Origin of the sequence: Marivibrio sp., assembly GCF_040218065.1 — a bacterium.
Classification (GTDB): domain Bacteria; phylum Pseudomonadota; class Alphaproteobacteria; order UBA8366; family Aestuariispiraceae; genus Marivibrio.
Genome location: NZ_JAVJQE010000013.1, coordinates 449,619 through 474,327, shown reverse-complemented (window position 1 = coordinate 474,327; position 24,709 = coordinate 449,619). Strand labels below are relative to the sequence as shown.

Annotated in this window: 22 protein-coding genes; 12 read left to right on the top strand and 10 right to left on the bottom strand. The window is 68.4% G+C overall.

All coding sequences use genetic code 11. The features are described 5' to 3' along the window. Window positions 1-4: 4 nt before the first annotated feature. From fliI to RIB45_RS14115, 3 genes are all read left to right on the top strand, one after another. A complete protein-coding gene (gene fliI, locus RIB45_RS14125) occupies window positions 5-1,396 on the top strand; it encodes a flagellar protein export ATPase FliI (RefSeq protein ID WP_350051010.1) in 1,392 nt (463 codons plus the stop codon). A gap of 14 nt (window positions 1,397-1,410) precedes the next feature. After that, the gene (locus tag RIB45_RS14120; protein WP_350051009.1) at window positions 1,411-1,839 is read left to right on the top strand and encodes a flagellar FliJ family protein; all 429 of its coding nucleotides are present in this window, start codon (window positions 1,411-1,413) and stop codon (window positions 1,837-1,839) included. A 330-nt stretch (window positions 1,840-2,169) separates the two neighbouring features. Continuing rightward, complete coding sequence (locus tag RIB45_RS14115) at window positions 2,170-3,420, top strand: M24 family metallopeptidase (protein WP_350051008.1); 1,251 nt, start codon at window positions 2,170-2,172, stop codon at window positions 3,418-3,420. Between the two features lie 6 nt (window positions 3,421-3,426). On the opposite strand, the gene RIB45_RS14110 is transcribed toward RIB45_RS14115, so the two are convergent. From RIB45_RS14110 to RIB45_RS14095, 4 genes are all read right to left on the bottom strand, one after another. Further along, window positions 3,427-3,924: a hypothetical protein gene (locus RIB45_RS14110; protein WP_350051006.1), complete on the bottom strand. Its 498-nt coding sequence runs from the start codon at window positions 3,922-3,924 to the stop codon at window positions 3,427-3,429. Window positions 3,925-4,038: 114 nt separating this feature from the next. Beyond that, window positions 4,039-4,743 (bottom strand): SDR family NAD(P)-dependent oxidoreductase, encoded by a 705-nt coding sequence (locus RIB45_RS14105; RefSeq protein ID WP_350051005.1) that lies wholly within the window; start codon window positions 4,741-4,743, stop codon window positions 4,039-4,041. Window positions 4,744-4,807: 64 nt separating this feature from the next. After that, the gene (locus RIB45_RS14100) at window positions 4,808-6,097 is read right to left on the bottom strand and encodes a M24 family metallopeptidase (protein WP_350051003.1); all 1,290 of its coding nucleotides are present in this window, start codon (window positions 6,095-6,097) and stop codon (window positions 4,808-4,810) included. A gap of 27 nt (window positions 6,098-6,124) precedes the next feature. Then, on the bottom strand, window positions 6,125-7,054 hold the full coding sequence (locus RIB45_RS14095; RefSeq protein ID WP_350051002.1) for a HalD/BesD family halogenase: 930 nt from the start codon (window positions 7,052-7,054) through the stop codon (window positions 6,125-6,127). A 136-nt stretch (window positions 7,055-7,190) separates the two neighbouring features. On the opposite strand from RIB45_RS14095, the gene RIB45_RS14090 reads away from it, so the two are divergent. Beyond that, entirely contained in the window at window positions 7,191-8,027 is an 837-nt protein-coding gene (locus RIB45_RS14090; protein WP_350051000.1) for a LysR family transcriptional regulator, read from the top strand. 140 nt (window positions 8,028-8,167) lie between these two features. Here the strand turns inward: RIB45_RS14090 and RIB45_RS14085 are convergent, their stop codons facing one another. The 6 genes from RIB45_RS14085 to flgF form a co-directional block, all read right to left on the bottom strand. Beyond that, complete coding sequence (locus RIB45_RS14085; protein ID WP_350050999.1) at window positions 8,168-10,711, bottom strand: sensor histidine kinase; 2,544 nt, start codon at window positions 10,709-10,711, stop codon at window positions 8,168-8,170. Window positions 10,712-10,945: 234 nt separating this feature from the next. Beyond that, window positions 10,946-11,710: a transglycosylase SLT domain-containing protein gene (locus tag RIB45_RS14080; RefSeq protein ID WP_350050998.1), complete on the bottom strand. Its 765-nt coding sequence runs from the start codon at window positions 11,708-11,710 to the stop codon at window positions 10,946-10,948. A gap of 175 nt (window positions 11,711-11,885) precedes the next feature. Beyond that, a complete protein-coding gene (gene flgH, locus RIB45_RS14075; RefSeq protein WP_350050997.1) occupies window positions 11,886-12,656 on the bottom strand; it encodes a flagellar basal body L-ring protein FlgH in 771 nt (256 codons plus the stop codon). Continuing rightward, window positions 12,653-13,669 carry a flagellar basal body P-ring formation chaperone FlgA gene (gene flgA / locus RIB45_RS14070; RefSeq protein ID WP_350050996.1) on the bottom strand — a complete coding sequence of 339 codons (1,017 nt, stop codon included), beginning with the start codon at window positions 13,667-13,669 and terminating at the stop codon, window positions 12,653-12,655. Before flgA ends, flgH begins: the two co-directional genes overlap by 4 nt. 52 nt (window positions 13,670-13,721) lie before the next feature. Continuing rightward, window positions 13,722-14,507, bottom strand: a complete 786-nt coding sequence (flgG, locus tag RIB45_RS14065) for a flagellar basal-body rod protein FlgG (protein ID WP_350050995.1) — start codon at window positions 14,505-14,507, stop codon at window positions 13,722-13,724. A gap of 63 nt (window positions 14,508-14,570) precedes the next feature. Next, window positions 14,571-15,296 (bottom strand): flagellar basal-body rod protein FlgF, encoded by a 726-nt coding sequence (gene flgF, locus RIB45_RS14060; RefSeq protein ID WP_350050994.1) that lies wholly within the window; start codon window positions 15,294-15,296, stop codon window positions 14,571-14,573. A gap of 336 nt (window positions 15,297-15,632) precedes the next feature. Between flgF and RIB45_RS14055 the strand changes: the two genes are divergently transcribed. The 8 genes from RIB45_RS14055 to RIB45_RS14020 all read left to right on the top strand — a co-directional run bounded on the left by RIB45_RS14055 (window position 15,633) and on the right by RIB45_RS14020 (window position 24,692). Further along, window positions 15,633-16,163 carry a flagellar basal body-associated FliL family protein gene (locus RIB45_RS14055; RefSeq protein WP_350050993.1) on the top strand — a complete coding sequence of 177 codons (531 nt, stop codon included), beginning with the start codon at window positions 15,633-15,635 and terminating at the stop codon, window positions 16,161-16,163. A gap of 145 nt (window positions 16,164-16,308) precedes the next feature. Beyond that, window positions 16,309-17,412 carry a flagellar motor switch protein FliM gene (gene fliM / locus RIB45_RS14050; RefSeq protein WP_350050992.1) on the top strand — a complete coding sequence of 368 codons (1,104 nt, stop codon included), beginning with the start codon at window positions 16,309-16,311 and terminating at the stop codon, window positions 17,410-17,412. Between the two features lie 198 nt (window positions 17,413-17,610). After that, window positions 17,611-18,075, top strand: coding sequence for a DUF6468 domain-containing protein (locus RIB45_RS14045; RefSeq protein WP_350050990.1), 465 nt, complete (start codon window positions 17,611-17,613; stop codon window positions 18,073-18,075). Window positions 18,076-18,109: 34 nt separating this feature from the next. Further along, the gene (locus tag RIB45_RS14040; RefSeq protein ID WP_350050989.1) at window positions 18,110-18,817 is read left to right on the top strand and encodes a MotE family protein; all 708 of its coding nucleotides are present in this window, start codon (window positions 18,110-18,112) and stop codon (window positions 18,815-18,817) included. A gap of 240 nt (window positions 18,818-19,057) precedes the next feature. Further along, entirely contained in the window at window positions 19,058-19,444 is a 387-nt protein-coding gene (locus RIB45_RS14035) for a response regulator (RefSeq protein WP_350050988.1), read from the top strand. Window positions 19,445-19,583: 139 nt separating this feature from the next. Further along, window positions 19,584-20,426 (top strand): hypothetical protein, encoded by an 843-nt coding sequence (locus tag RIB45_RS14030; protein ID WP_350050986.1) that lies wholly within the window; start codon window positions 19,584-19,586, stop codon window positions 20,424-20,426. After that, on the top strand, window positions 20,423-21,160 hold the full coding sequence (locus tag RIB45_RS14025; protein ID WP_350050984.1) for an OmpA family protein: 738 nt from the start codon (window positions 20,423-20,425) through the stop codon (window positions 21,158-21,160). Before RIB45_RS14030 ends, RIB45_RS14025 begins: the two co-directional genes overlap by 4 nt. After that, window positions 21,144-24,692, top strand: a complete 3,549-nt coding sequence (locus tag RIB45_RS14020; RefSeq protein ID WP_350050982.1) for a hypothetical protein — start codon at window positions 21,144-21,146, stop codon at window positions 24,690-24,692. The genes RIB45_RS14025 and RIB45_RS14020 overlap by 17 nt, the downstream gene beginning before the upstream one ends. Window positions 24,693-24,709: the final 17 nt, after the last annotated feature.

The window sequence follows — 24,709 nt, the reverse complement described above, 5'->3', positions numbered from 1 at the left end:
CGCAATGACCGATCTCCTCGACCATCTGGCGAGCGACATTCGCCGCGTGTCCGACCGCCGCGTCTACGGCCGTGTCGCGGGCGTGCAGGGTATGCTGGTGGAGGTGGCGGGGCTCCAGGGCCATCTGTCCATCGGAGATCGCTGTCGCATTCGCGCGCGCGCCGGCCGCGTCGTGATGGCCGAGACCGTCGGTTTCCGCGACGGGCGCGCGCTGGTCATGCCCTATCAGGCGCTGGAGGGCGTGGCCCTCGGCGCGCGGGCGGAGGCCATCGCGGCCGAGCCCGCGGTGCGCCCGACGCCCGCTTGGCTCGGCCGCGTCGTCAACGCCTTCGGCGAGCCGATCGACGGCGGCCAGCCGCTCGCGCAGGGCGACGAGGCGCAACCGATCCGCGGCGCGCCGCCGCCCGCCCACGCGCGCAAGCGCATCGGCGAGAAGATCGATCTGGGCGTACGCGTCCTCAACACCTTCACCACCTGCTGTCGCGGCCAGCGGATGGGCGTCTTCGCCGGGTCCGGCGTCGGCAAGTCGATCCTGATGGCGATGATGGCCCGCTTCTCGGAGGCCGAGGTCATCGTCATCGGCCTGATCGGCGAGCGAGGGCGGGAGGTGCAGGAGTTCATCCAGGACGAGCTGGGCGAAGAGGGACTCGCCCGGTCCGTCGTCGTGGTGGCGACCTCGGACGAAAGCGCGCTGATGCGCCGCGAGGCGGCGCATATGACGCTGGCGCTCGCCGAATATTTCCGCGATCAGGGCAAGGACGTGCTCTGCCTGATGGACAGCGTCACCCGCTTCGCCATGGCCCAGCGCGAGATCGGGTTGAGCGCGGGCGAGCCGCCGGCGACCAAGGGCTACACCCCGACCGTCTTCGCCGAGTTGCCCCGGCTTTTGGAGCGCGCCGGCCCCGGCGCCGGACCGGAAACAGGCTCGATCACCGGCCTCTTCACCGTGCTGGTGGAGGGCGACGATCATAACGAGCCGATTTCCGACGCCGTGCGCGGCATTCTGGACGGGCATATCGTGCTCGACCGCACCATCGCCCACCGCAATCGCTATCCGGCGGTCAATGTGCTGCGCAGCGTCTCACGCACCATGCCGGACTGCAATTCGGAGCCGCAGAACAAGCTGGTCGACCGCGCGCGTCAGCTGCTCTCCGCCTATGACGACATGGCGGAGTTGATCCGCCTCGGCGCTTACCGTAAGGGCTCGGACCCTCAGGTGGACGAGGCGATCCGCTACAACGAGCCGATCGAACGGTTCATCTCGCAGGGCAAGGAGGAGCGCGCGACGCTGGAGGAGGGGTATCAACGGCTCGCGGAATTGCTGGGCGAAAGCTACGGCGAACCGCCGCCGGACGATCCCGCGGCGGACGGGCCGGACGCCGCGGCCGCCGGCTGACCGGATAGGCGGCCATGGCGCGTCAGACCCTGCAGACGCTGATCCGTCTCAACCGATTTGAGGTGGATGAGAAGCGCCGGGCGCTTGCCGCCCTGCTCGATCAGGAGGCGGAGCTGCAGCGCCGCATCCGGCGCATCGACGCCGAGCTGCAGGCCGAGCGCGAGGCTTTCGCCAGCGCGGACATCCAGCAGCTGGGCGCCGCCTTCGGTCCCTACGCCGCCGCGTCGAAGGCCCGCAAGGCGGCGGTGCTTGAGACCCTCGCCGATCTTTATCCCCAAATCGAACAGGCCCGCGCCGATCTCGCCGACGCCTTCGCCGAGTTGAAGAAATACGAGATCGCCGAGGCGAACCGCACCGCCGAGGAGGCGGCCGAGGAGGCGCACGCCGAAGGCTTGGAGCTCGACGAAATGGGCCTCGCCGCCTATCGGCGCGGGGAGGGGTGAGGGGCCGCCCGTCGGACCCGCGCTTTCGCCTTCACCTTGCCGTCACGTCGCCGCAAGCTTGTTGCGAGAGAACGGCGGGGCGGGGGACCGGCGGGGCGGGGGAACGGCGGGCCGCTTGGCGGTTGCCGGCCGCTGTTGGGCCGGAACAGGTCCGGCCCGACGGTTTCTCGCTAAATCTCGGTCCCCTCGTCACCCCGGGCTCGGCCCGGTGGAACGGCGGGTCGCTGTCGGGCTGGAACAGGTCCGCGCAATCGCGCGGCTGTCCCGTTGCGCTCGTCGCGCGGCGCCGCCATGCTGCGGATTCACGCCGTCGCTCAGAGGAGGTCGGGCATGTCAGCCCTATCGCACGCCGCCGCCCCGGCCCCATTCAGCCCGGAAGACCTGACGCTGACGGCGGAGGAGATTTCAGGCGTCCGGCTCGCCCGTCTCGCCCGACTGCGTGCGGAGATGGCGAAGCGCGACGTCGCCGGTCTGGTGCTGACCGATCCGGTCAACGTGCGCTACGCCTGCGACGCGCGCAACATGCAGATCTTCACCGCCCGCAATCCGGCGCGCTATCTGTTCGTCGCCGCCGACGGGCCGGCGATCCTGTTCGACTTCGCCGGCTGCGAGCATCTCGGGGCGGGGCTTGAGACGCTGGACGAGATACGTGTCGCCAAGACCACCTCCTACGTCGCCCAGGCCGAGCGCCAGCCGGAGGTGGTCGCGGCCTTTGCCGACGAGCTGGCCGACCTGATGCGCGCTCACGCCGGCGGCGCCAAGCGCGTCGGGATCGAGCGCTTTGCGCCGGAGGTCGCCTACGCCGTCCAGGCCCGCGGCTTCGACGTCGTCGACGCGCAAGAGCCGGTCGAGCGCGCCCGCGCGATCAAGGTCCCCAACGAGATCCGCATGATGCGCGCCTCCATCGCCGCGGTGGAGGAGGGGGTGGCCAAGCTGGAAGGCGCCATCCGCCCCGGCGCCAGCGAGAGCGAGGTTTGGGCCAGGCTCTGGGCCCATGTGATCGAGACCGACGGGGATTACGTGGAAACGCGCCTTCTGAATTCCGGACCGCGCACCAATCCCTGGTTCCAGGAATGCGGCGCGCGCCGGATCGAGGCGGGCGACATGGTCTGCCTGGATACCGACGTCGTCGGGCGCTTCGGCTACTACGCCGACTTCTCGCGCAGCTGGATCTGCGGCGACAGCAAGCCGACCGGCGCGCAGCAGACGCTCTACCAGCTGGCGCACGAGCAGATCCACCGGAACTTGGAGCTGATCCGGCCCGGCGTCACGTTCCGGGAGCTGAGCGAGACCGGTTGGACGATTCCTAAGAAGTACGAGCGCAACCGCTACTATCTTCTCGCCCACGGCATCGGCATGACGGGCGAGTATCCCTACATCCTCTACAAAAAGGATTTCGAGGCGGGCGGCTATGACGGCGTGATCGAGCCCGGCATGGTGCTGTGCGTGGAGAGCTTCATCGGCGCCGACGCCGGCGGCGAGGGCGTAAAGCTGGAGCAGCAGGTCGAAATCACGGAAGACGGCTGGCGCCTGATGAGCCGCTATCCGTTCGACGAGCGGCTGTTGGGGCGCGCCGTCTGAGGGGCTTTATTCCGTGAACGCCTCGCTGAGCCGGCGGTGCAAGGCCAGGCACGCGTTCAGATCCTCCTGCATCAACGCGCGCGGCTCCTCGGGCAAGGCGGCTTCTCCGTCGGCCGTTTCAATCGGTTCGCCGCCGTAGTAGAAGGCGAAGCGCCGCACGGCCTCGTCGACGCTTGTTCGCGCCCCTTGCGGGTCTTCGCTTTCCGCCGTGCGCAGGATGATCGCCCGGCGCACCATCGCCTGCATGATCGGCTGCAGGCTCATCAGCTCGGGGGCGGGCTCTTCTCCTTTCGACTTCGCCGTCACCTGATGCATGGTCAGCAGATTGAGTTTGAGGCCGGCGCAACGCTCGTGGACGCGCGCCAGCAGGCCGGTCTCCGCCAAGCGTCCCTCGTCGATCGCCTCGCGCAGTTGCCGGTCGACGGGCTCCAACGGCGCGGCGAGCGCCGGCGCGGCGACGGCCAGACTGAGCAAGGCGACGAACGGACTGAGGCGGCGGGACATGCGGGCGCTCCTATCTCGTAAGCCCTCACGCCTAGCAGTCGGAACGGCGCGGGGAAAGGGCGCGGCCTGGGGGCGGGGTTGAGCGCCGGCGCCTCCACCGTCGCGGGCGGCCTCCTAAAAGCGCTCCGTCCACGGTCGCAATTCAATCTCCCACGTCCAGGCTGATCGGCGCTGGCGATGGGCGAACAAATAGGTCTCGGCGATCGCGTCGGGGTCCAGCATGCTGTCCGGCCCCCATTCCGCCTCAAGCTCCGCCTTGCCGGGATCGCTCTGGTCGCGAATCGCGCCGTCGATGACGAAATGCGCCACGTGGATGTTCTGCGGGGTCAGTTCGCGCGCCATCGATTGGGCCAGACCGCGCAGGCCGAACTTGCCCATGGCGAAGGTTGCGGACTGCGGGAAGCCCTTCACGCTGGCCGACGCCCCGGTGAGGAGAATCGTGCCCGAGCCGCGCGGGACCATGCGCTGGGCCGCCTCGCTCGCCACGTAGAAGCCGGCGAGGCAACTGACCTGCACCGCGTGCGCGGCCTCCTCGGCCGTCACGTCGACGAAGGGTTTGCGCACCCGCGCGCTGGCGTTGAAGACGACGAGGTCGGGGACGACGGGCAGCGCCTCGAACAGGGTTGCGACCGCCGACGGGTCGGTCGCGTCGCAGGCGTGCGCCCGCGCGCCCGTCTCCTCGCACAGGGCGGCGAGTTTGTCGGGGGTGCGGGCGGCCAGGTGGACGGCCATCCCTTCGCGCGCGAAGAGGCGCGCGCAGCTGGCGCTCAGGCCCGCACCCGCGCCGACGATGAGGGCGGTTTCCTGTGGGTCGGTCATGCGGGGAGCGTGACCCAAGCGCGCCGCGACGGCAAGGCGCGGCGACCCTTGCGACGCGCTGCGCTCAGAGCGCGCGCTCCAGCAACGCCTCGTCGAACGGGTAGCGCGAGATCAGCTCGGCCCCCGTCTCGGTGATCACGACCTCTTCTTCCAGCTTCACGCCGTCCTTGGCGCCGACTTCGCCGATGTAGCTTTCGACCGAGACGGTCAGCCCCGGCTCCAGCACGTCGTCGGTGGAGAATTTGTCGAAATCGCCCCAGTGCGCGACCAACGGAGTCTCGCCGTGCATGCCGACGCCGTGGATGATCGAGGGGTAGCGGCGGTCGTAGAAGCGATCCGGGATCTTCCAGGCCCGCTCCGCGACCTCGCGATAGGTCATGCCGGGCTTCAGGATCGAAAGGTTGTGCTGGATCTGCTCCCAAGCCATTGAATAGAGGCTCTTCTGATAGCCCGACGGCCGCCCCGGTCCGCAAAAGAAAGTGCGGGAGAAGTCGGAGTAGTAGCCGTTGTTCCCGATCGTGTCGGTGTCGAGCGCGATCAGATCGCCGGGCCGCACCGTGCGCGCGCCGGCCTCGTTGAACCAGGGGTTCGTGCGCGGGCCGGAGTTCAGAAGCCGCGTTTCGATGAACTCGCCCCCCTGGCGGATCACCTCGCCGTACATCTCGGCGAACAGGTCGTTCTCGCTGACGCCCGGCCGGATCGCGCGTTCGACCGCGGCGACCGCGGCCTCCGTCCCGGCCATCGAGATTCCGAGGCAGGCCAGTTCGTCGCGCGTCTTGAGCCGGCGGGTGTAGAGCATGTCCTGCATCACGTCGCGCGGGACGGCGCCTTCGGCCTCCAGCGCTTCAGCGTGCAGATGCGACAGCCGGTCGATCCCGATGACCGGATTCTTTTCGCCCGAATGATTGCGGGCGAGATCGGCGATCTCCTCCGCGAAGGGTTTGGCGACCTTGCCGTCGCGACTGTTGACGGCCGACCAGACGACCTTGGAGGTGCGGTTCTCGTCGATCGTCTCCAGCCAGGTCGAGACGTGGGCCGAGCCCGGATATTCGAACAGGATCACCGGGCCGGAGCGCGGCACGTAGACGTAGCGCGTCGAGTTGCGCAGGAAATAGCCGAACATGTTGCGCGAGCCGGTGGCGTAGCGCTGGTTATAGGGGTCGAACAGAACGACGGCGTCGACGCCCTGCTCGGCCATCATGGCGCGGGTGCGGGCCAGGCGCTCGAGGCGCATGCGCTTGGGCTCGAAGCCGCCCGGCTGGCAGTCGCTGACGCCGGTCATGCCGTCGCTGTCGCCCTTGAAGTCGGCCGGCGTCTCGGCGTGCGCGGCGGGGGTGAAGAAAGGGGTGTCCATCTCTCAGGCTCTCCTAAAGGCTCGAAATCACGCGTCGACGGAGTCGCGGGTTCGGCCTGCGGCCTCGGCCTCGCGGTGGGCGTCGTGGATGCGGCCGAACAGCCGCTTGGTGCGCGCGGCGTCGGCGATCTGGCCCGGCGCGTCCGTGTAGCCGAGGATCAGCGTGTGCCGTTCGCGCGGGCCTTCGACCTTGGTCACACGGTGCAGCGAATTGCGGCCGTAGAAGACCTGCAGATCGCCGGGACGCAGCTGCAGGCTGGTCACGGGCTCACGGTCGCCCTGCAGGACGCCCTTCACGCCCGCGATGTTCTGGTCGTCGGCGCTGCGCAGGCCGGGGCAGTATTCGAACAGCCCGCCGCTCTCCGGCGCCTGCGTCAGCAGGCTGACGATGAAGTCGTTGTTGTCGAAGTGCCAGGGATGCTGGCAGCCCGGGCGCAGCACGTTGACCACAAGGCCGGCCAGCGGGTCGGCGTACTCGTAAAGCCGCTCGACGCCCATGCAGCGGGCGATGAAACCGCGCAGGCTCTCGTCGTGATAGAGCCGGCGCATCGCCGTCTCCGGCTCCAGCAGATCGCCGGCGACGAAGCCGTTGGTGCGCTCCAGGAAGCGGTTGACCGGATGGCCGCTCGGCAGCGACGGATCCGCCTCGCTGCTGTAGGGGTTGGTGCGCGTGCGGTTGAAATGCGCCTTGTCGACCCGCGCGCGTCCTTCTTCCGTCATCCGGGCCAGGGCGTCGGGCCGGACGAAGTCGCGCAGCACGACGCAGCCTTCGCGCTCAAGCGCGGTGCGGCAGCGCGCCAGCAAGGCGCGCCCGCCCGGGCCGTCGAGATCATGGATCGGATAGCGCGCGACGTCGATCAGCGCGGCCGTGCCGCACGGCGCCGGCGCGCCGGGTTTCGAGGCTTCGGGGTCGTCGGTCCGCGCATTTTCAGGCGCGGCGTTCGGTTGGTCGAACATGGGAAACGAAAGTCCTCTTTCGGTTGGCGTGTCGCTCGGGCCGTCCGCCCGACGCCCTGAACCTAGGACTCTCGCGTCCAGTATATAAACGAATTGTTTTGGTTGTTACTATCGCAAACGGTTATAGATGGCGGTCATGGACTTCGATCATCTGAGAGCCTTCGTCGCGGTTGCGGAGACCGGCGGGTTCAGCCGCGCCGGACAGGCGCTCAATCTCACCCAAAGCGCCGTCAGCGCGCAGATCCGTCGGTTGGAGGAACGCCTCGAGGTGCGGCTGTTCGAGCGGACCAGCCGCTCGGTTCAGCTGACGGAGGCCGGCGGCGCGCTGCTGCCCTACGCCCGGCGCATGCTGCACATGGACGAGATCGCGCGCACCGCCGTCGGCGAAAGCCAGGTCGCGCCGGCGCTTCGCTTCGGCATCACGGATGAGCAGGCGGACCGCCACCTGTCGCATCTGCTGCAGGCGTTCTACGAAGACTTTCCGGACGAGCGGGTGGAGATCACCTGCGATGTCTCGACCGTGCTGTTGGAGAAGATGCGCGCAGGCCTGCTCGACCTCGCGCTCGTCGTGCGCCACGGATCTGAGCCGGGCGGGGAGCGCATGCGGCAGGAGCCGCTGGTCTGGACAGCGCGCGCGGATTTCGACTTGGCCGAAGGCGAGGCGGCCCCGCTCGCCTGCAATCCGGAGGGCTGCGTGCACCGCGCGCGCGCCGTCGACGCGCTCACCCGCGCCGGGCGGCGCTGGCAGGTGCGCTACACCAGCCAGAGCCCGGCGGGCGTCAACGCGGCGCTGAACGCCGGCCTCGCCATCGCGGTCAAGGCGGAGCGCTCGATCCCTGAGGGCTGCGTCGACGTCGGCCCGCGCCTCGGTCTGCCGCCGCTGCCGCCGGTCCAGATCGACCTCCACCGCGCCCCGACCGCCGTCTCGCCCGCGGCGGAACGCTTCGCGGCGCTGGTGGCGGGGCGATACTGAAGTCCCCGCTTCGATCGGGGACCGGCCCGCCCCCCCCTTAAGCCGGCCCATGAGATAGAGCCGAGAGGAGGCAGGATCCGGGCGCCGAAGGCTTTGGCGAGCGCTCGCTCCGCCCGCCTCGCCGTTGCGTCCTCCGGGACCTATTCCCCCGCCTGCTTGAGCGGCGCGCGGTCCGCCCCGAGGACGCGCTCGGCCGGGAAGACGAGCGTCACGGTCGTGCCTTCTTCCGGGACGCTGTCGATTTCCAGCCGCCCGTCATGCAGCTCGATCAAGCTTTTCACCAGCGGCAAGCCGAGGCCGGTTCCCTGATGCCGGCGCGACAGCGCGGAATCGATCTGTTGGAACGGCGCGAGCGCGATCGGGATTTCCTCTTCGCGCATGCCGACGCCGTCGTCGGCGACGATCAGATGCAGCGCGCCGTCCGCCGTCTGCTCGGCGCGCACGACGACGCGCCCGCCTTTCGGCGTAAACTTGATCGCGTTGGACAGCAGGTTGATCAGCATCTGGCGCATCGACTTGTCCTCCGCGTAGAGGTCCGGCAAGGCGCGCGGCAGGTCGCGATGAAGCCGAACGCCGGCCTCGGCGGCGCGCTGGCGCACCATGCGCATCACGCCGTCGATCAGCGCGGGAAGGGTGATCGCCTCGCTGGTCAGCTCCCGCCGGTTCGCTTCGATCTTGGAGAGGTCGAGGATGTCGTTGATCATTTCCAGCAGATGCTGGCCGCCTTGATAGATGTCGTTGGCGAAGTCTCGGTACTGGCGCGCGCCAAGCGGGCCGTAGAGCTCGTCTCGCAAAACTTCTGCGAAGCCGATCACGGCGTTGAGCGGCGTGCGCAACTCATGCGTCATGCTGGCCAGAAACTGTGACTTCGCATGGTTGGCGATCTCCGCCTCCTCTTTCGCCTTGATCAATTGGCGCTCGGCCAATCGGCGTTCGGTGACGTCCGTGTAGGTGACCACGAGCCCGCCGCGTCCGTCGGGGTGAATCTCCATCTCGATCACGCGCCCGTTGGTCGGATGCAGCTCTTCGCGATGATAGGCGCGGGCTGCGTAGACCTCCCGGCGCCGGCGCAGCCGCTCGGCCAAATCGTCGCCCTCCAAGGTGATCCAGCCGCGCTCGATATTGTGCCGAACGATCGCGTCGAGCGGCGTGCCCGGCGCGGCCAAATCCTCCGGCAGATCGAACAGATCCACCAGCCGCTTGTTGCAGGCGCGCAGGCGCAGGTCCTGGTCGTAGACCGCGATGGCCTGGATCATGGCGTTGAACGTCGTCATCAGAAGGCGCGACTGCGCCTCGGCCTGGTCGGCCGCCGCCTGCATGGCGGTGACGTCGGTCTGGATGACCAGCCGGCCGCCGTCCGGCAGGCGATGCGCGCGCACCTGCAGCCAGGTCTCCTCGACCTTGCGCAAATCGCGTGCGCCGTCGCCGGCGCGGTGCCGCGCGAGATCGGCGGCCGCCCACTCCGTTTCTCGGCCGTGCGCCTGCTCGATCAGGCCGGCTTTGAGCGCCGCCCAGACGATCTCTTCGTAGCCCGCGCCGGTCACGATCAGCGAAGCCGCCGGCTTGTACAGCTCGACCAGCCGGCGATTGAACAGCGCCAACCGATTGTCCGCGTCGTAGATCTCGATCGCGCCCGTCATGGCCTCCAGAGCCGAGGCGAGACGGGTTTCCGCGGTGCGGGCGGCGGCCTCGGCGCGCACCTCATCGGTGAGGTCCGCAGTCGCGCCCCGATAGCCGCAAAAGATCCCGTCCTCGTCATATACCGGCTGGCCGCTGACCGAGACGATCCGGGTTTCGCCGTTCGGCAGACGGGCCTCGTACCGAAAGTTGCGGAAGGGCCGCCGGGCGTCCAGATCGAGGAGGTGCGCGGCGATTTCCGGTTGGTTCAAATCGCCCAGCAGCTCCGTGCGTCGCATGCCGATCAAACGCGCCGACGGCAAATTGACGATCGGGTGCAGATCGCGGCTGAAATAGGTGAACCGGCCCTCGGCGTCGGTCTCCCAGAACCAATCCGCGGCCGCGGAGGCCATTTCCCGCAGCCGGGCCCGGCTCTCCTCCAATTCGCGTTCGTTGCGCTTGATGTCGCTGACGTCGCTGCGCAATCCCACCGTCCAGCCGTTGTCGAGCCGCATGTCGGTGAAGCGGATGATCCGTCCGTCGGCCAACGTCACGTCGAAGGGCTTGTCCGACGGCGCGTCGCGCCATGCGATCAGGCGCTCTCCGAAGCGCACCAGATCGTCGCCCTTCGGCGGCTTGTAGACGCCGGCCGCGATGTTGATCCGCACCAATTCCGCAAACGTCTTCTGGGCGCACCCCCGCACGTCGGAAAGCGGCGGGAAGAGCGTGCGCAAATAGGGGGTGGCGTAGACCAGTCGATCGCTTTCGTCATAAACGATCAGCCCGAATTCGGCCCGGGCGATCGCGTCGTAGAGCGGATCGCGACCGATCGCCGTTTCGGCTCGACGCGGATCCGTGATGTCCGCGCGCGGGCGATCGGCCAGCGCCTGCCAGCCTCGCCACAGCCCGCCGGCCGCGGCCGCCGCGCCGCCCGTAAGGATCAAGCCTGCGGCTGTCGGCGCGAACAGCGCCCCCCCGAGGCACGCGGCGCCGCCGGCCAGCGCCAGGGCGCTCGGCCCCCATATGCGCAGCGACGATCTGGTGCGGCCGTCGGGGCTGCTCGGCATGGATCGATCTCCTGAAACGCGCTTCGCGCGCCCTAGCAGCATCCGCTAATCGGATCGACGGCGCAACGGGACCGGGCGCCGCACGGCCGGCGCCCGGAGAGGGCGAGCGGCCCGCCCCGCAGGCCGGGGATCCGCACGGCCCTCTGAAAGACGGGTTAGAAAAGAGGGGGCGGGGAAAAGGCCGCGCTCGGGATGCGGGGTGCGACAGGAGCAGCGGGCGGAGCGGTTCTGCGCTCAGAGCTGCGGGCTCATCACCAGAGCGCGCATGCGGTTCTCCAAGCGCTGCTGGTCCGCGTAACTCTTAGGAGGCCAAGCGGCGCCCGCACCGGTCGGACGGCTCAAGGCGCCGGGCGCTGCGACCGGCGCCGGCTGCGGCGAAGCGGACGGCTGCGGCGCGGCGGCCGCGACCGGCGCGGGCGGGACGCCGTGCTTCAACGCCCGCCATTCGCGATAGACGCGGGCGCGGTAGGCGAACTGACGTTCCCGGTTCCGGGAGTGATACTGCTTGATCGCCTTGGTCCAGCTGTTGCTGGTGCGCCGCAGATCGAGCAGGAACGCGGTCGCATAGGCCACGTTGTGAACCGGATCGAACGCGTCTTCCAAGCTCGCGAACGCGTCCCCGTGATAATAGAGGTTCACCTGCATGCAGCCGACGTCGATATTCTCGACGCCGCGGGCCTGCAGACCGCGGACCGCGGCCAGCGCCTCTTCCTTGCTTTCGTAGTAGCGCCCGCGCCCCTCCGCCATCACGGTCCAGGGCCAGGCCACGCGTTCGCCGTGGCGTGCGCTCATTCGGCCGGATTCGACGAAGGCGATGGCCTGCAGAAGATGCAGGGGCAGGTTTCGGGCGCGTTCGGCCGCCCGCACGGCGATCTCGCACAATTTGGGCGGGGTCGCCGCCTCCGGGCCTTGTCCGCCGCTGGCGTGCGCGGGCGCGCCGGCCGGCAAGGCCAGCAGCAGGACGCCGACGATGGCGGCGAGGGGCAGCTTTTTCCACATGACGCCGGTCTCCTCTCTCCGACAGACCCGGTCAGCAAGCCGCGTGCCAAAGCCGCCCGGCCAAAGAAAAGGGGCCCGGCGATCGTCTCGCCGGGCCCGTCGCGGTTTACGCCCGATCCCTTTGGGGAGAGAGGAGAGGAGAGAGAGGGAGGGCGTAGACCGGATCTTGCGTCGCTCAGAAAGGCATCAGCACGTCGACCAGCTGCGTGCCCCAACGCGGTTGATTGAAGTCGGTGATGTGGCCGCGCCCGCCGTAGGCCAGCCGCGCCTCCGCGATCTTCTCGTAGGAGACGGTGTTCTGGTTGGTGATGTCCTGCGGGCGGATGATGCCGGCGATCTGAAGTTCGCGGACTTCGAAGTTGACCCGCGTCTCCTGCCGTCCGTGCAGCACCAGATTGCCGTTCGGCAGCACCTGGGTGACGACGGCGGCGATCTGCAGTTCGATCTCCTCCTCCCGGTCGATGGAGCCGCCGCCGGTGTTGTTGGTCTGCCCGTCGAAGGCCAGGATGTCGGCCGGGTTGACGGCCTCCGGCAAGATCGTGTCGAGCGCCGCCCCGTAGCCCAGCAGCGCGTCCAGATCGACGTTCTCGGAGGTGTTGCGGGTGCGCGTCGTGGTGTTCGACATCTCGGCGTTCTCGTCGATCGAGATCACCACGGTCACGATGTCGCCGATCTGGCTGGCGCGCAGATCCTTGAAGAAGGCCCGGCTGCCCGCCCGCCAGAGCGAGTTGGGCTCGCGCGTCGCGGTCATCGGCTGAGGCATCGGCATGCTGACCGGCTTGTATCCGGGCTGATGGGTCGGGTTGGCGATCTCGGCCATGCCCGGCTCCTCGCCGACCTTGGTCAGGCGCTCAAGCGTGTTGCAGGCGCCCAATGACAGCGCGATCGTTGCGACGGCGCCGGCCCGCAGCAGGGCCTCGCGGGAGAGTCGGAAAGACGGGCTCATTGCAGGCCTCCGTTAGCGGCCAGGCGATCGGGAACGATCACGCTGACCATGTTTTCGCCGACCACGACCGCGTCGATCGTGATCCGGCTGTGCAGGTTCTGGACGCGCACGGCCTCTCCCTTCGCGCCGCTCTCAAGGGCGCGGCCTTGAGCGGTCAGACGCATATTGGCCGTGCGGAGTTCGATGGTGACGGCGGCGTTTCGCGCAACCAGCTGGGGCGCGTCGACGCTGGCGGCGGCGATCGGCCGTCCCGCCGTCAGGGTGCGCCGGGCCTGCTGGCCGATCAGTTCGTCGGCGTGGACGACGGCCGTTCGGCTCACCCGCGCCTCCGGCATCAGGACGATCTCCAGGTCGCGTTCTCGAATGATCGCGCCGGCGCTGATGCGCGCGGTCGGCACGGCGACTTCGACTTGGCGAACCGCCCGGCCGGTGAGGGTGAGGCTGCGCGCCTCCTCCGGCCCTTTCGGGCCGGTGATCTGGGCGTTGAAGCGCCCGGAGGTTCGGTCGAGCGTGAATCGGGCCAGCTGCGGGCCGCCCGTCGCCTCTTCGGCGATGTGGAGCGCCACGTCCTGCTGGTCGAAGTCCAGCGCGATGAACTCGTCCGCGCCGGTCTCCTCAAAATAGGCCTGCCGGACCAATTCGTGGATGGTTTCGCGGTCGATGACGCGGCTCGGCCGCAACACCAGGGCGCTGTCGAGCGTGCTGGTCGGCTTCCAGTCGAGGCCGAAGCCTTTCGCCAGCCGCCACAGCCAGACGGCGTCCAACTCCGCCGCCTCGCCGGGGGCGGGCGCCCGGGCGACCTTGCGGTCGGCGTAGTCGCCGGCCGGCTCGAACAGATCGCGCAAGCGCACGAAGTCGTCGCGGACCTCGACCCGGCTCATCAGGCGAACCGGTGCGTCGGGCGCGTCGAGGTCGCTCTCGGCGCCCCAGGCGGGGAGCGCCCGCGCGGTCAGCGCCAGCATCAGCCCGGCGAGCACGAGGGCGTAGATCAGGCTCAGTCTCTCTCGTCGCATAAGGCGCATCATGGCGTCGTCTCCCGGCCGGGCGCGCGGCCCGGACCCTTCATCACCGCAGGTTGGTCACGGTGGCCATCATCTGATCGGAGGTCTCGATCACCTTCGAATTCATCTCGTAGGCCCGCTGGGCGGTGATGAGATTGGTGATCTCCTCGACCACGTTGACGTTCGAGGTCTCAAGAAATCCCTGTTGGATCGAGCCGTATCCGGCGGTCTGCGGCACGGCCGTCTGCGGCGCGCCGGAGGCCGGCGTCTGCAGAAACAGATTGTCGCCCACGGCGAGCAGGCCGGCGTCGTTCGGAAAGCGCGCCAGCTCCAATTGTCCGAGGTTCTGCGGCTGGACCTGACCGTCGATCGAGACCAGCACCTGGCCCGATCCGTTGATCGAGATGTCCACCGCGTTGGCCGGAATGGTCAGACCCGGCTGCACGGTGTAGCCGTCGACCGTCACCAGGTCTCCGTCGCCGTCGAGCTGGAAGGAGCCCGCGCGGGTGTAGGCGGTGTCGCCGTTCGGCAAGGTGATCTGAAAGAAGCCTTCGCCGTTGATCGCGAGGTCGAGGGGGTTTTCGGTCAGCGTCAGATTGCCCTGCTCGGTGATCCGGTAGACCGCGGCCGTCTTGACGCCGAGGCCCACCTGCACGCCGGCCGGCACGATGGTGTTGGCGTCGGAGCTGTCGGCGCCGACGCGGCGTTGATTCTGATAGAGGAGATCCTGAAACTCCGCGCGCCGCCGCTGATAGGCGGTGGTGTTCATGTTCGCGATGTTGTTCGAGATCACCTCGACGTTGAGCTGCTGGGCGAGCATGCCCGTCGCTCCGATATTCAAGGATCGCATGGCGTTTCCCTGCCTCCTCTAGGGCGCGTCGGGTCCGCCTCGGCGGTCCCGCGCGCGGATCGCTTAAGCGCCGGGCGCCTTGCCCAGCGTCGTGATCATCTGGGTGATGCGCTCGTCTTCCTTCTCCAGGAAGCGGCCGGCGCTCTGGTACGAGCGGCTGACCTGCATCATGCGGGTGAGCTCAATGATCGACTGGACGTTCGACCCCTCGATCATGCCTTGCGAGAGATTGGGGCGCGCCACGTCCTGCGGGTTTTGATCTTCGGCGGTGTAGAGCCCGTTCGCCGCCTTGCGCAGGGCCTGCTCGTCCTCGAAGTTCACGACGCGCAGGACGCCGACGACTCCCTGCTCGTTAGAGATCGTGCCGTCGGAGGCGATCGAGACGTCGCCGCCGTCGATCGGCAACGTGATTTCGCCCCCTTCGCCCTGTACGGGATGGCCTGCGCTGGTCACCAAGCGGTTTTCGGCGTCGAGCTGAAACCGGCCGTGACGGGTGAAGCGCTCGCCGAGCGGCGTGTCGACGACGAAGTACCCCTCGCCGTGGATCGCCACGTCCAGCGGGTTGCCCGTGGGCTCCGCCGGCCCTTCGCGCAAGTCGCGGGCGAGCCCGACGTCCTGAACGAGGGAGATGCGCTCATCGCGCTCCGGCTCCCGGACGAATTCGCGGAAGACCATTTTCTCCGCCTTGTAGGCGGGGGTGTTCACGTTCGCGATATTGTTGGCGACGATGTCCATCTCGCGACGGAGCGCCATTTGTCGGGACAACCCGACATAGACCGAATTCTCCATGACTGCGTCTCATCCTCTCTTCCTCTCCGCGCGACGCGGCCCGCTTGGGGTCGGGACAGGCGGTCTCTCCTCGCCTCCCTACCGGCAAAAGCCGTGCCAACTTAGGAAAGTGAGGAAAAACAGCGGCTTGGCGTTCGCCGCCCGTCGAGTGCGCCTGGGCAGAACCTGCCGCGCCGCGGATTCTCGCGAAGGTCGCGGCCATTATTTCGCCAAGTCTTGGAGTTATTGGGGACGGCGTCTGGGGCCGCCTGTACTTTTCGGGCGATTACGGCTATTTACCCTTTGGAAACCGGAAGCGTTTACCCTTCCGGCTCGGGTTCGAGCGAGGCGCGGGATATGGCGGACGACACCGACGACGACGATGACGGCGGCGCGCCGAAGAAGAAGGTCAGCGGCAAGAAGCTGATCCTCTTCATCGTGCTGCCGATCCTGATCCTCGCCGGCGCCGGGGCAGGCGTCTATATGAGCGGTTTGCTGGATCCGCTGCTCGGCGTCGGCGGAGAGGAGCAGGCGGCCGAGGGCGAGGCGGCGCCGGAGGAGGCGCAAGCGGAGGCGGCCGCGCCCGGGCATTATCTGCCGCTCGACGAAATGACGGTGACGCTGCGGTCCACCGGCGGGCGCGCGCGGTTCTTGAAGCTGCAGCTCACCCTGGAGCTCGAGCAGGCGGCTGACGAAGAGCGCGTGCAGGCGGTGATGCCGCGCATCATCGACAATTTCCAAGTCTTCCTGCGCGAGTTGCGGGTCGAAGAGCTGGAGGGCAGTCAGGGCATGTACCGCATCCGCGAGGAGCTGCTCAAACGGGTCAATCAGGCCGCCAGTCCGGTTAAGATCAAGGAGGTCCTGTTCACCGACATGCTGATCCAATAGCGCGGCGCGCGCCCGGCGCCGGGGCCGAGTGGCCTCCTCCTTGCATGGGGAGCCGCGCATGGAGTGTCGAGGATCGGCGCGTCCGCAAGGTCGGGCGCTGACGGATGGGCGCGGATCGAGCGCGACGGAACAGGCGTGAAAAGCGATGGCTGACGACGATCAGGACAAGATGGCCGACGAGTGGGCCGCCATGGCCGACGAAGATGTCGGCGAAGGCGCGGATTCCGCCGACGATCTGGCCGCCGAATGGGCCGCCATGGCCGAGGACGGCGACGGCGGCGGCGGCGGTGCGGCGCGCGTCCTCAACCAGGACGAGATCGACAGCCTGCTCGGCTTCCAGGAAGGCGGGGAGGGCGACGAGCAACGCTCCGGCATCGAGGCGATCATCGATTCCGGCATGGTGTCCTACGAACGCCTGCCGATGCTGGAGGTGGTCTACGACCGCCTTGTGCGCATGATGTCGACGAGCTTGCGCAACTTCACCTCCGACAACGTCGAGGTCAGCCTCGACAACATCACCTCGATCCGCTTCGGCGACTATTTGAATTCGATTCCGCTGCCGGCCATGCTGACCGTCTTCAAGGCGGAGGAGTGGGACAATTACGGCCTGGTGACGATCGACAGCTCGCTGATCTACTCAATCGTCGACGTGCTGCTCGGCGGCCGGCGCGGCACGGCGGCGATGCGCATCGAAGGCCGCCCCTACACCACGATCGAGCGCAATCTGGTCGAGCGGATGATCAACGTCGTGCTGGCCGATCTGTCGGCCGCCTTCGACCCGCTGTCGTCGGTCACCATGCGGTTCGACCGGCTGGAGACGAACCCGCGCTTCGCGACCATCGCGCGACCCGCGAACGCTGCGATCCTGGCGCGGCTGCGCATCGACATGGAGGATCGCGGCGGCCGTCTGGAACTGCTGCTGCCCTACGCCACGCTGGAGCCGGTGCGCGAGCTCCTGCTGCAGATGTTCATGGGCGAGAAGTTCGGCCGGGACAGCATCTGGGAGAACCACCTGGCGACCGAGCTTTGGTTCACGGACGTCGACATCGAAGTCGTGCTGGACGAGGTGACGAGTTCGCTCGGCGAGGTGTTGGAGTGGGAGAAGGGCACTTTCCTGCCGCTGCAGGCGACCCCCGACAGTCCGGTCGAACTGCGCTGCGGCAACATCCCGATGTTCACCGGCTCGATGGGCCGTAAAGGCAACCGCATCGCAGTGCGCATCGATCGCAAGCACGAGCCGGAGCCGTAAGGGCCTCGCGCATTCGTCCGTCCGGCCGATGCGCGCATGCGGCAAGGCGTATCGGGTCCGGCGCAGTTGGCGACGCTGATTTCCGGGCCGCGCCCGTTGTCGCCGGTCGCGAAGCAGCGTATTTTGCACGCTGGGCGGCGTTCCGGGCGCGCGTTGCGCCCGCCGCTCGAACAGCCCTATGGGAGATCGGACGCGCCGATGGAATCGCATCTCTTGACCATCATCTTGGATGTGGTGCTGGTCGCGCTGTTGGCGGCGGCGATCCTCTTCGGGCTCAAGCTCAACCGCCATCTTTCGGCGCTGCGGCAAAGCCGGGAGGAGCTGAAAGGTCTGCTGGAGGAGTTCGCGCGCTCGACCGATCGGGCGGAAGCGGCGCTCGACGGGCTGAAGCGCGGCGCGCGCGAGAATATCGCGGCGGTTAAGGAGACCGTGGATCAGGCCGAGCGGCTGAAGGACGATCTGGTCTTTCTCACCAAGCGGGGGGAAGAGGCGGCGGATCGGCTGGAATCCGGCATCACCGCCGCACGAAAAGGCGGCGCGGCGCCGAAGGAGGGCGGCGCGGCGGCGGCGAGCGACGAGGAGCCGCCCCCGCCGAAAGGCGGCGCGCGCGGCAAGGCGAAAAAGAAATCCGATTTGTTGCGGGCCCTTCAGGGCATGCGATGACGCGCCTTCCGGCGCGAAGACGAGGCGAAGACTGATGCGGTTGATCCCGGTCGCGCTCGCGGTGGCGTTTTTGATGCTGAGCCTTCGTGTCGGCGATATTTGGTTCTCGTTGAGCGGCGGCGAGGTCGCCGAAAGCGAGCGGCCGACCGCCGGTCGGGCGCTGGCGCAGAGCGAGGCGGATCCGGCTGACGCCCTCGACGAAGGCGCCGCCGGTGAGGGCGCGCCGGCGAACGGCGCCGCCGATCCGGCCGCTCCGCCGCCCGGCATGGCGCCGCTGCCCACCACGGACGAAGCGGCGCCCGACTTTCAGACCGAAGCCGGGGATCTGCGGCCAGGCGAGTTGCGCCTGATGCACGATCTGGCCAAGCGCCGCGAGAAGTTGGACCAGCGCGAACGGCGGGTTGAAGAACGCGAGGCGTTGCTGGCCGCGGCCGAGCAGCGTCTCGTGACCAAGCAGCAGCAACTGGAGCAGCTGCGCCAAGAGATCGAAGAGCTGGTCGCGCGCTACGACCAGAACCAGGAGGAGGAGACCAACGTCCTCCGCCAGACCTATGAGACCATGAAGCCGAAGGACGCGGCCGCGATCCTGAACGATTTGGAAATCGACATCCTGCTCGACGTGGTGCGCGGCATGTCGGCGCGCCGTCTGGCCCCGATTCTGGCCGCCATGAATCCGGAGAAAGCCCGGACCGTCACCGAAGAGCTGGCGCTGCGCGAAGAGCTGCCCAATTTGGGGCAGTAAGGCCGGTCCGCCTGCGGTCCGCGCCCCGGCGGAGCGCTCGGCCTCCCGGGGCCGGGCGTGCGCCGGTAAATGATTGATTTCGATGCGCGCGTTAACTTTGATTAAACCAATCCCCGCTTATAAGGTACCGCGGAAGGGCGGGTACCAGGGTAAGGCCTGCGGCCGCCGTCAGGATCAACAACCAGACCGCCGGGCGCATGCGCGTCCGGTCGGCGCGGCCAAAGAGAGTGAGGGCGCTTCATGGCGGTCGATATGAACATGCCGGTGCTCATCGTCGATGATTACAAGACGATGCTGCGCATCATCCGGAATCTTCTGAAGCAGCTCGGCTTCAACAATGTGGACGAGGCTTCTGACGGCAGCGAGGCGTTGCAGAAGATCCGCGCCAAGGAATACGGCCTCGTCATCTCCGACTGGAACATGGAGCCGATGACGGGGATCCAGCTGCTGCGCGAGGTGCGCGCGGACGAGAAGACGCAGAACCTGCCCTTCATCATGATCACCGCCGAGAGCAAGACCGAGAACGTGATCGCGGCGAAAGAGGCGGGCGTCAGCAATTACATCGTCAAGCCCTTCAACGCACAGACCTTGAAGCAAAAGCTGACCAGCGTGATCGGCCAGTTCTGAGCCCGGCGCGCGGCCCCGCCCACGACCGTCGAACGCCGCCCTGACCGGGGCGGCGTTCTGCGTTTCGGGCGGGGCCGGAGCGACGGGCGAGGCCGCAGGATGCTTTGCCAGACGCGACAGAATCCGGCATGATGCGGTGATGGATTACGACGATGATCTCAAGCCGGCGCCAAGAAAAGAGATGGGAACGCTTCTGTTCCTCAGTCTTTTTCTTTTGCTGCTCGCGTTTTTTATTCTGCTGAACTCGTTGGCGACCTTCACTGAGACACGCTCGCGCGCCGTGCTGAGCTCCGTCGCCGCCACCTTCCAGACCGAGGACATTTCGGAAATCTCAGCCGAAATCCTCGTCTCCACTCTCGGCGCGACGCCCGAACCGGCCGAGGTGATCGAGGAGGTGGAGCGGCTTTGGATCACCGCGGTGCCGGTGACCAAGGTCGACGTCGTGTCGCCCGGCGACGACATGATCATGGAGGCGCCGGTCACCCAAATTTTCGTCGGGGCCGAGGCCCGGGTGCGCGGCGACCGATCCGATCTGATCGATGCGACCGCCGGCGCGCTGGCGGCGCGGATCGAGGGGGCCGTGGTCATCACGTCGATCATCTTCTTCGTCGAGGATCTGACCGACGACTTTACGCCTCCTGCGGCGGCGCGCGAGGCGGAGGGGCCGGAGGACGGTCTGGTCGATCTCGACGATCCCGCCGCCTCTATCCTGCCGGCCTCGGCGATGGACGGCATGCCGCTCGCGATGGCGCGGGCGGACGCGATCGCGCGTGCGCTGGTCGACGCCGGCGCCCCGCCGGACGGACTTCAGGTCGGCTTGCGCGAAGGCGATCCGCGCAAGCTGCAAATCCGCTTCTTCGTGCGCCAAGCGGAAAGCGCGCGCTTGTCGTTCTCCGATCTTGTCCCGGGCGACTCGGCCGGCGGCGCCGGCGCCGACGTCTTGCCGGGCGCAGGCGGCGGCGCGGGGGAGGCGGAGCGATGAGCGCGCGCTACGATCCGGAGGAGTTCGAAGCGGACGACGCCGCGCCGGAGGACGATGTGGAGCGGGCGGCGCCGTGGCTCGTCAGCTTCGGCGACGTGACCGCGCTGATGCTGACCTTTTTCGTCATGCTGTTTTCGATGGCGGACATTCCCTCCGAGAAATGGGATCAGACCATTCCGCTGATCTCGACCAGTTTCACGCCGGAGGAGTCGGAGCAGATCCGGCCGTCGAGCGAACTCAACATCGACAATGTCAGCCTCGTGAACGCCCTGCCGACCGCCTATCTCAACCGCATCTTCACCGACAAGCTGAAGCGCGATCCGGTGCTGGCCGACGCGACGGTGACGGAGTTAGACGCCCAGGTGGTGATCTCCCTGCCGAGCGACGCGCTCTTCCGTCCCGGCCGGGCCGAACTGCTGCCGGAGGCGGGGGAGGCGATCTTCCGGCTTTCCGGCGTGTTGCGTCAGATCGGCAATCGGATCGACGTGCAGGGCCACACCGATCCCGATCCGCCGCGTGCGGACGGCTTCGAGAGCAACTGGTCGCTGTCGTTGGCGCGTGCGCTGAACGTGTCCAACGCGTTGGAGAGTGCGGGCTATCCGGGCCGGCTGACTGCGGTGGGGCTGGGCGATTCCGGCTATAAGCATCTCGACGAGGACCTGAGCGAAGCCAGGCGATATCGCCTCGCCCGCCGGGTCGACCTGGTGATCCTGCCCGATGCGGACGGTCAGTGACGTGACGGCGCGCCGGATGATCTCGACCCTGGCGCTGGCGTTGGCGCTTATGGGCGCCGCCCTGGGCGCTGCGTCGGCGCAGACCGAGGTCCGCGCGCGCGCCTGGCAGCATTCGGATTTCGGCCGCATCGTCTTCGATTGGCCCCGGACGGTGGAGTACGGGGTTGCGCTCGACGGCGAGACGCTGGTCCTGAGTTTCGCCGAACCGTTGTCGAGCGACGTCTCCGCGGCGGTCGAGCGGCTGCCGGCCTATCTCAGCGCAGGGCGCGTCGCCGCCGGCGGACGCGAGGCGCGCTTCGATTTGGCCCGAACGGTTCGGGTCGAAAGCTTCCGCAACGGACCCGCCGTCGTGGTCGATCTGCGTCCGACGGAGGGGCCGTCGGAGGTCGCCCAGGGGGCGAGCGCCGACCCGCCCTCCGCCCCGCCGCCGGCCCCGGCCTCGCAGGAAGAACCGGCGAGCGCGCCGCGCCCGACCGCGTTGGTGCCCGTTTCGGTCGAACCTGGACCCGACGGCGGCCATCGGGTGATCTTTGACTGGCCCGTGCCGGCCGCGGTGGAGACGGCGCTCGACGGCCGACGCCTGCGTCTCTCGTTCGACCGGCCGGCGGCGATTGATCGCTTGGCGCTCGCCGGCGCCTTGCCGGCGACGCTGAGCGATCCGGAGGTCCGCAGCGAAGCGGGCGCGACCAGCGTCTTCCTGACGCTCGCCGAGGGGGCGGTCTTCCGCACGGCGAGCGAAGCCGACGGCGCGGTCGTTCTGACGGTGACGCCGGAAGCTGACGCGGCGGCGCCCGAACCGGTCGCCCAGGCGCCGCAGCCCGAACCGGAGGCTCCGACGACGGACCCAGAGCGAACGGCCGCGACCCCGGAGCCCGATCCCGCGCCCGAGCAAGCCCCCGCGCGCGAGGCCGAGCCGGACGCGGAGACCGTCGAGCCTGAGCCCGAGCCCTCGCCCTCGCCCTCGCCCTCGCCTTCTCTCGAGTCCGGGGCCGAGTCCGGGGCCGAGGCCGAACCGACCGAGGCGGCGGAAGAGGCGGCGCCCGACGACGGATTGAGCGACGAGGAGCGTGCGCTCCGCGCCGCCGAGGACGCCGCGGCGGCCGAAGCGATGGCCGAGGGCGCGCTGACCCTCCGCCGCAATCAGGACGATCGGCTGAGCGAGGACAAGGGGCCGGCGCTCGTCAGCTTCTCGTTCCAATGGCCGGAACCGGTCGGCGCGGCCGCCTTCCGGCGCGCCGACGACATCTGGATATTCTTCGACATCCGCGCGCCGATCGACCTCGCGCCGATGCGCCAGATGGGCGAGCCGATGGTGGAGCGGATCGAGCAGCTGCCGGTAACCGGCGCCACCGTGGTGCGCATGAACGTGCCCGACCGCTCCTTGAATCCGACCGCCCGGCGTGAAGGGTTTGACTGGGTGATCGATTTGCGCAAGGCGCCGCAGAGCCCGCGCCGCCAGGTCGAAATCCGCGCCGAGGCGACGGCCGACCAGGGCCCGGTGCTGCTGTTTCCGACCGAGGAGCCGGCGCGCATCATCACGGTCCCCGATCCCGATGTCGGCGACATGCTGAAAGTCGCGACCTACAAGGGCTCGGGCCACGGGATGGACGGGCTGCGGCGCTATCCGGAGTTCGATCTGCTGCCGACCGCCCAGGGCGTTGCGGTCGCGACGCGCGCGGACTACGTCCGTCTCGACCGGCACTTCGACGGCTACCAGTTGTTCAGCCCGGACGGGCTCCATATCTCCGCCGTTTCTCCGGAAACGCCGGTCTCGGAGGGTCCGGCGCTCAGCGCCAATCGGCTGTTCAATTTCGAGCGCTGGAAACGCGGCGAGCCGGGAGAGTATGTCGAGTCGCGCCAAGCCCTCTACCGCACCGTCACCGAAGTGCCGGAGAGCAAGATCAACGACGCGCGACTGGACATCGCGCGCTTCTATCTGGCGCGCGACTACGGGCCCGAGGCGCTGGGCGTCCTCAACGTCGTCGCCGACGCTGCGCCGGAGCGCGCCGAGGGCGCCGAGTTCCGGGCGCTGCGCGCCGCGGCGGCCGTGCTGGCCCGCGATTTGGAGCGCGCGCAAAGCGACTGGTCCGACCCGCGGCTCGACGGTTTCGCGGAAAGCGCATTGTGGCGCGGCGCGACGCTCGCCCGGCTGGGGCGCTACAAGGAGGCGCACGATCGCTTCCGCAACGGCGAAAGCTTGCTGCGCCGCTATCCCTATCCGATCAAGGGCGAGTTGGGGATTTTGCGGGTCGAGGCCGCGCTCGCCAATCGCGACCTGCGCACGGCCACCAGTTGGATCAATCATTTGGACGAGGAATCGGAAAACCTGACGCGCGGGCAGTTCGGCGATCTGCGCTACCATCAGGCCCGGGTCGCGGCCGCCCGCACCGACTTCGAGCAGGCCACCGACATTTGGCGCGATTTGGCCGAGGGGCCCGACACGAAGAACGCCGTGCGCTCGGAGCAGGCGTTGATCAATCTCGGCCTGCAGCAAGGTGAGGTGAGCCGGGAGGAGGCGATCGATCGGCTCGAGGATCTGCGCTTCCAGTGGCGCGGCGACCGGTTCGAGCTGATGGTGCTGCGCCGGCTCGGCGAGCTCTATCTGGAGGAGAACGACTATTTCAACGGGCTGGGCGCCTACCGCACGGCCGTCTCCTATTTTCCCGAGGATCCCGTCTCCGAAGAGATCGCCGCCCGGATGGAGGACATCTTCCGCCGTCTCTACCTGGACGGTGAGGCGGACGAACTGCCGCCGTTGCGCGCGTTGGCGCTTTACGACGAATTCCGGGAACTGACGCCCGCAGGCCCGGACGGCGATCGGATGATCGAGAATCTCGCCGATCGGCTCGTCGCGGTCGACCTGCTGGAGCGGGCGGCGCGCGTGCTGGAGCAGCAAGTGGAGTTCCGCCTGCAGGGGGACGAGCGCGCGCGCGTCGGCGCGAAGCTGGCTTTGATCCGGCTGCTCGACGACAAGCCGACCCAGGCGCTCGACGCGCTGAACAGGACGGCCATCATCGGCCTGCCCGAGGCGCTGCAGGCCGATCGGCGCCGGATCCGCGCGAAGGCCAATTTCGAGTTGGGCGACGAGGCGGAGGCGATCAAGCTGCTAGCCGGCGACACCAGCCGCGAGGCCGACCTGCTGCGCCGCGACATCTTCTGGGACGCAGAGGACTGGTCGGAGGTCGCCAAGGTGCTGCAGCGCCTGGCCGGCGACCCGCCTGACAATCCGGGCGAGGGGGTCGACCTGGAGCGCGCCCGTCATGTAGTGAACTGGGCCGTCGCGCTTTACTTCGACGACGACCGCCGCGGCCTTCAGGATATCGAGGAGATCTGGGGCGACGCCATGGCGAACAGCGAGCTGGCCGGCGTCTTCGACTTCATCACGACGGAGCCGGAGACCGGCGGAACCCAGGATCTGAGCGCCACCGTCGCCCGCCTCGCCTCCGGCGACGGCTTCAACGCCTTCCTGGAGGAATACCGCGACAAGCTCCTCGCCCCGCCGCCCGACCCGGCGGATCAGCCCCAGGGGTAGGGACCAAGAGAGGCGCG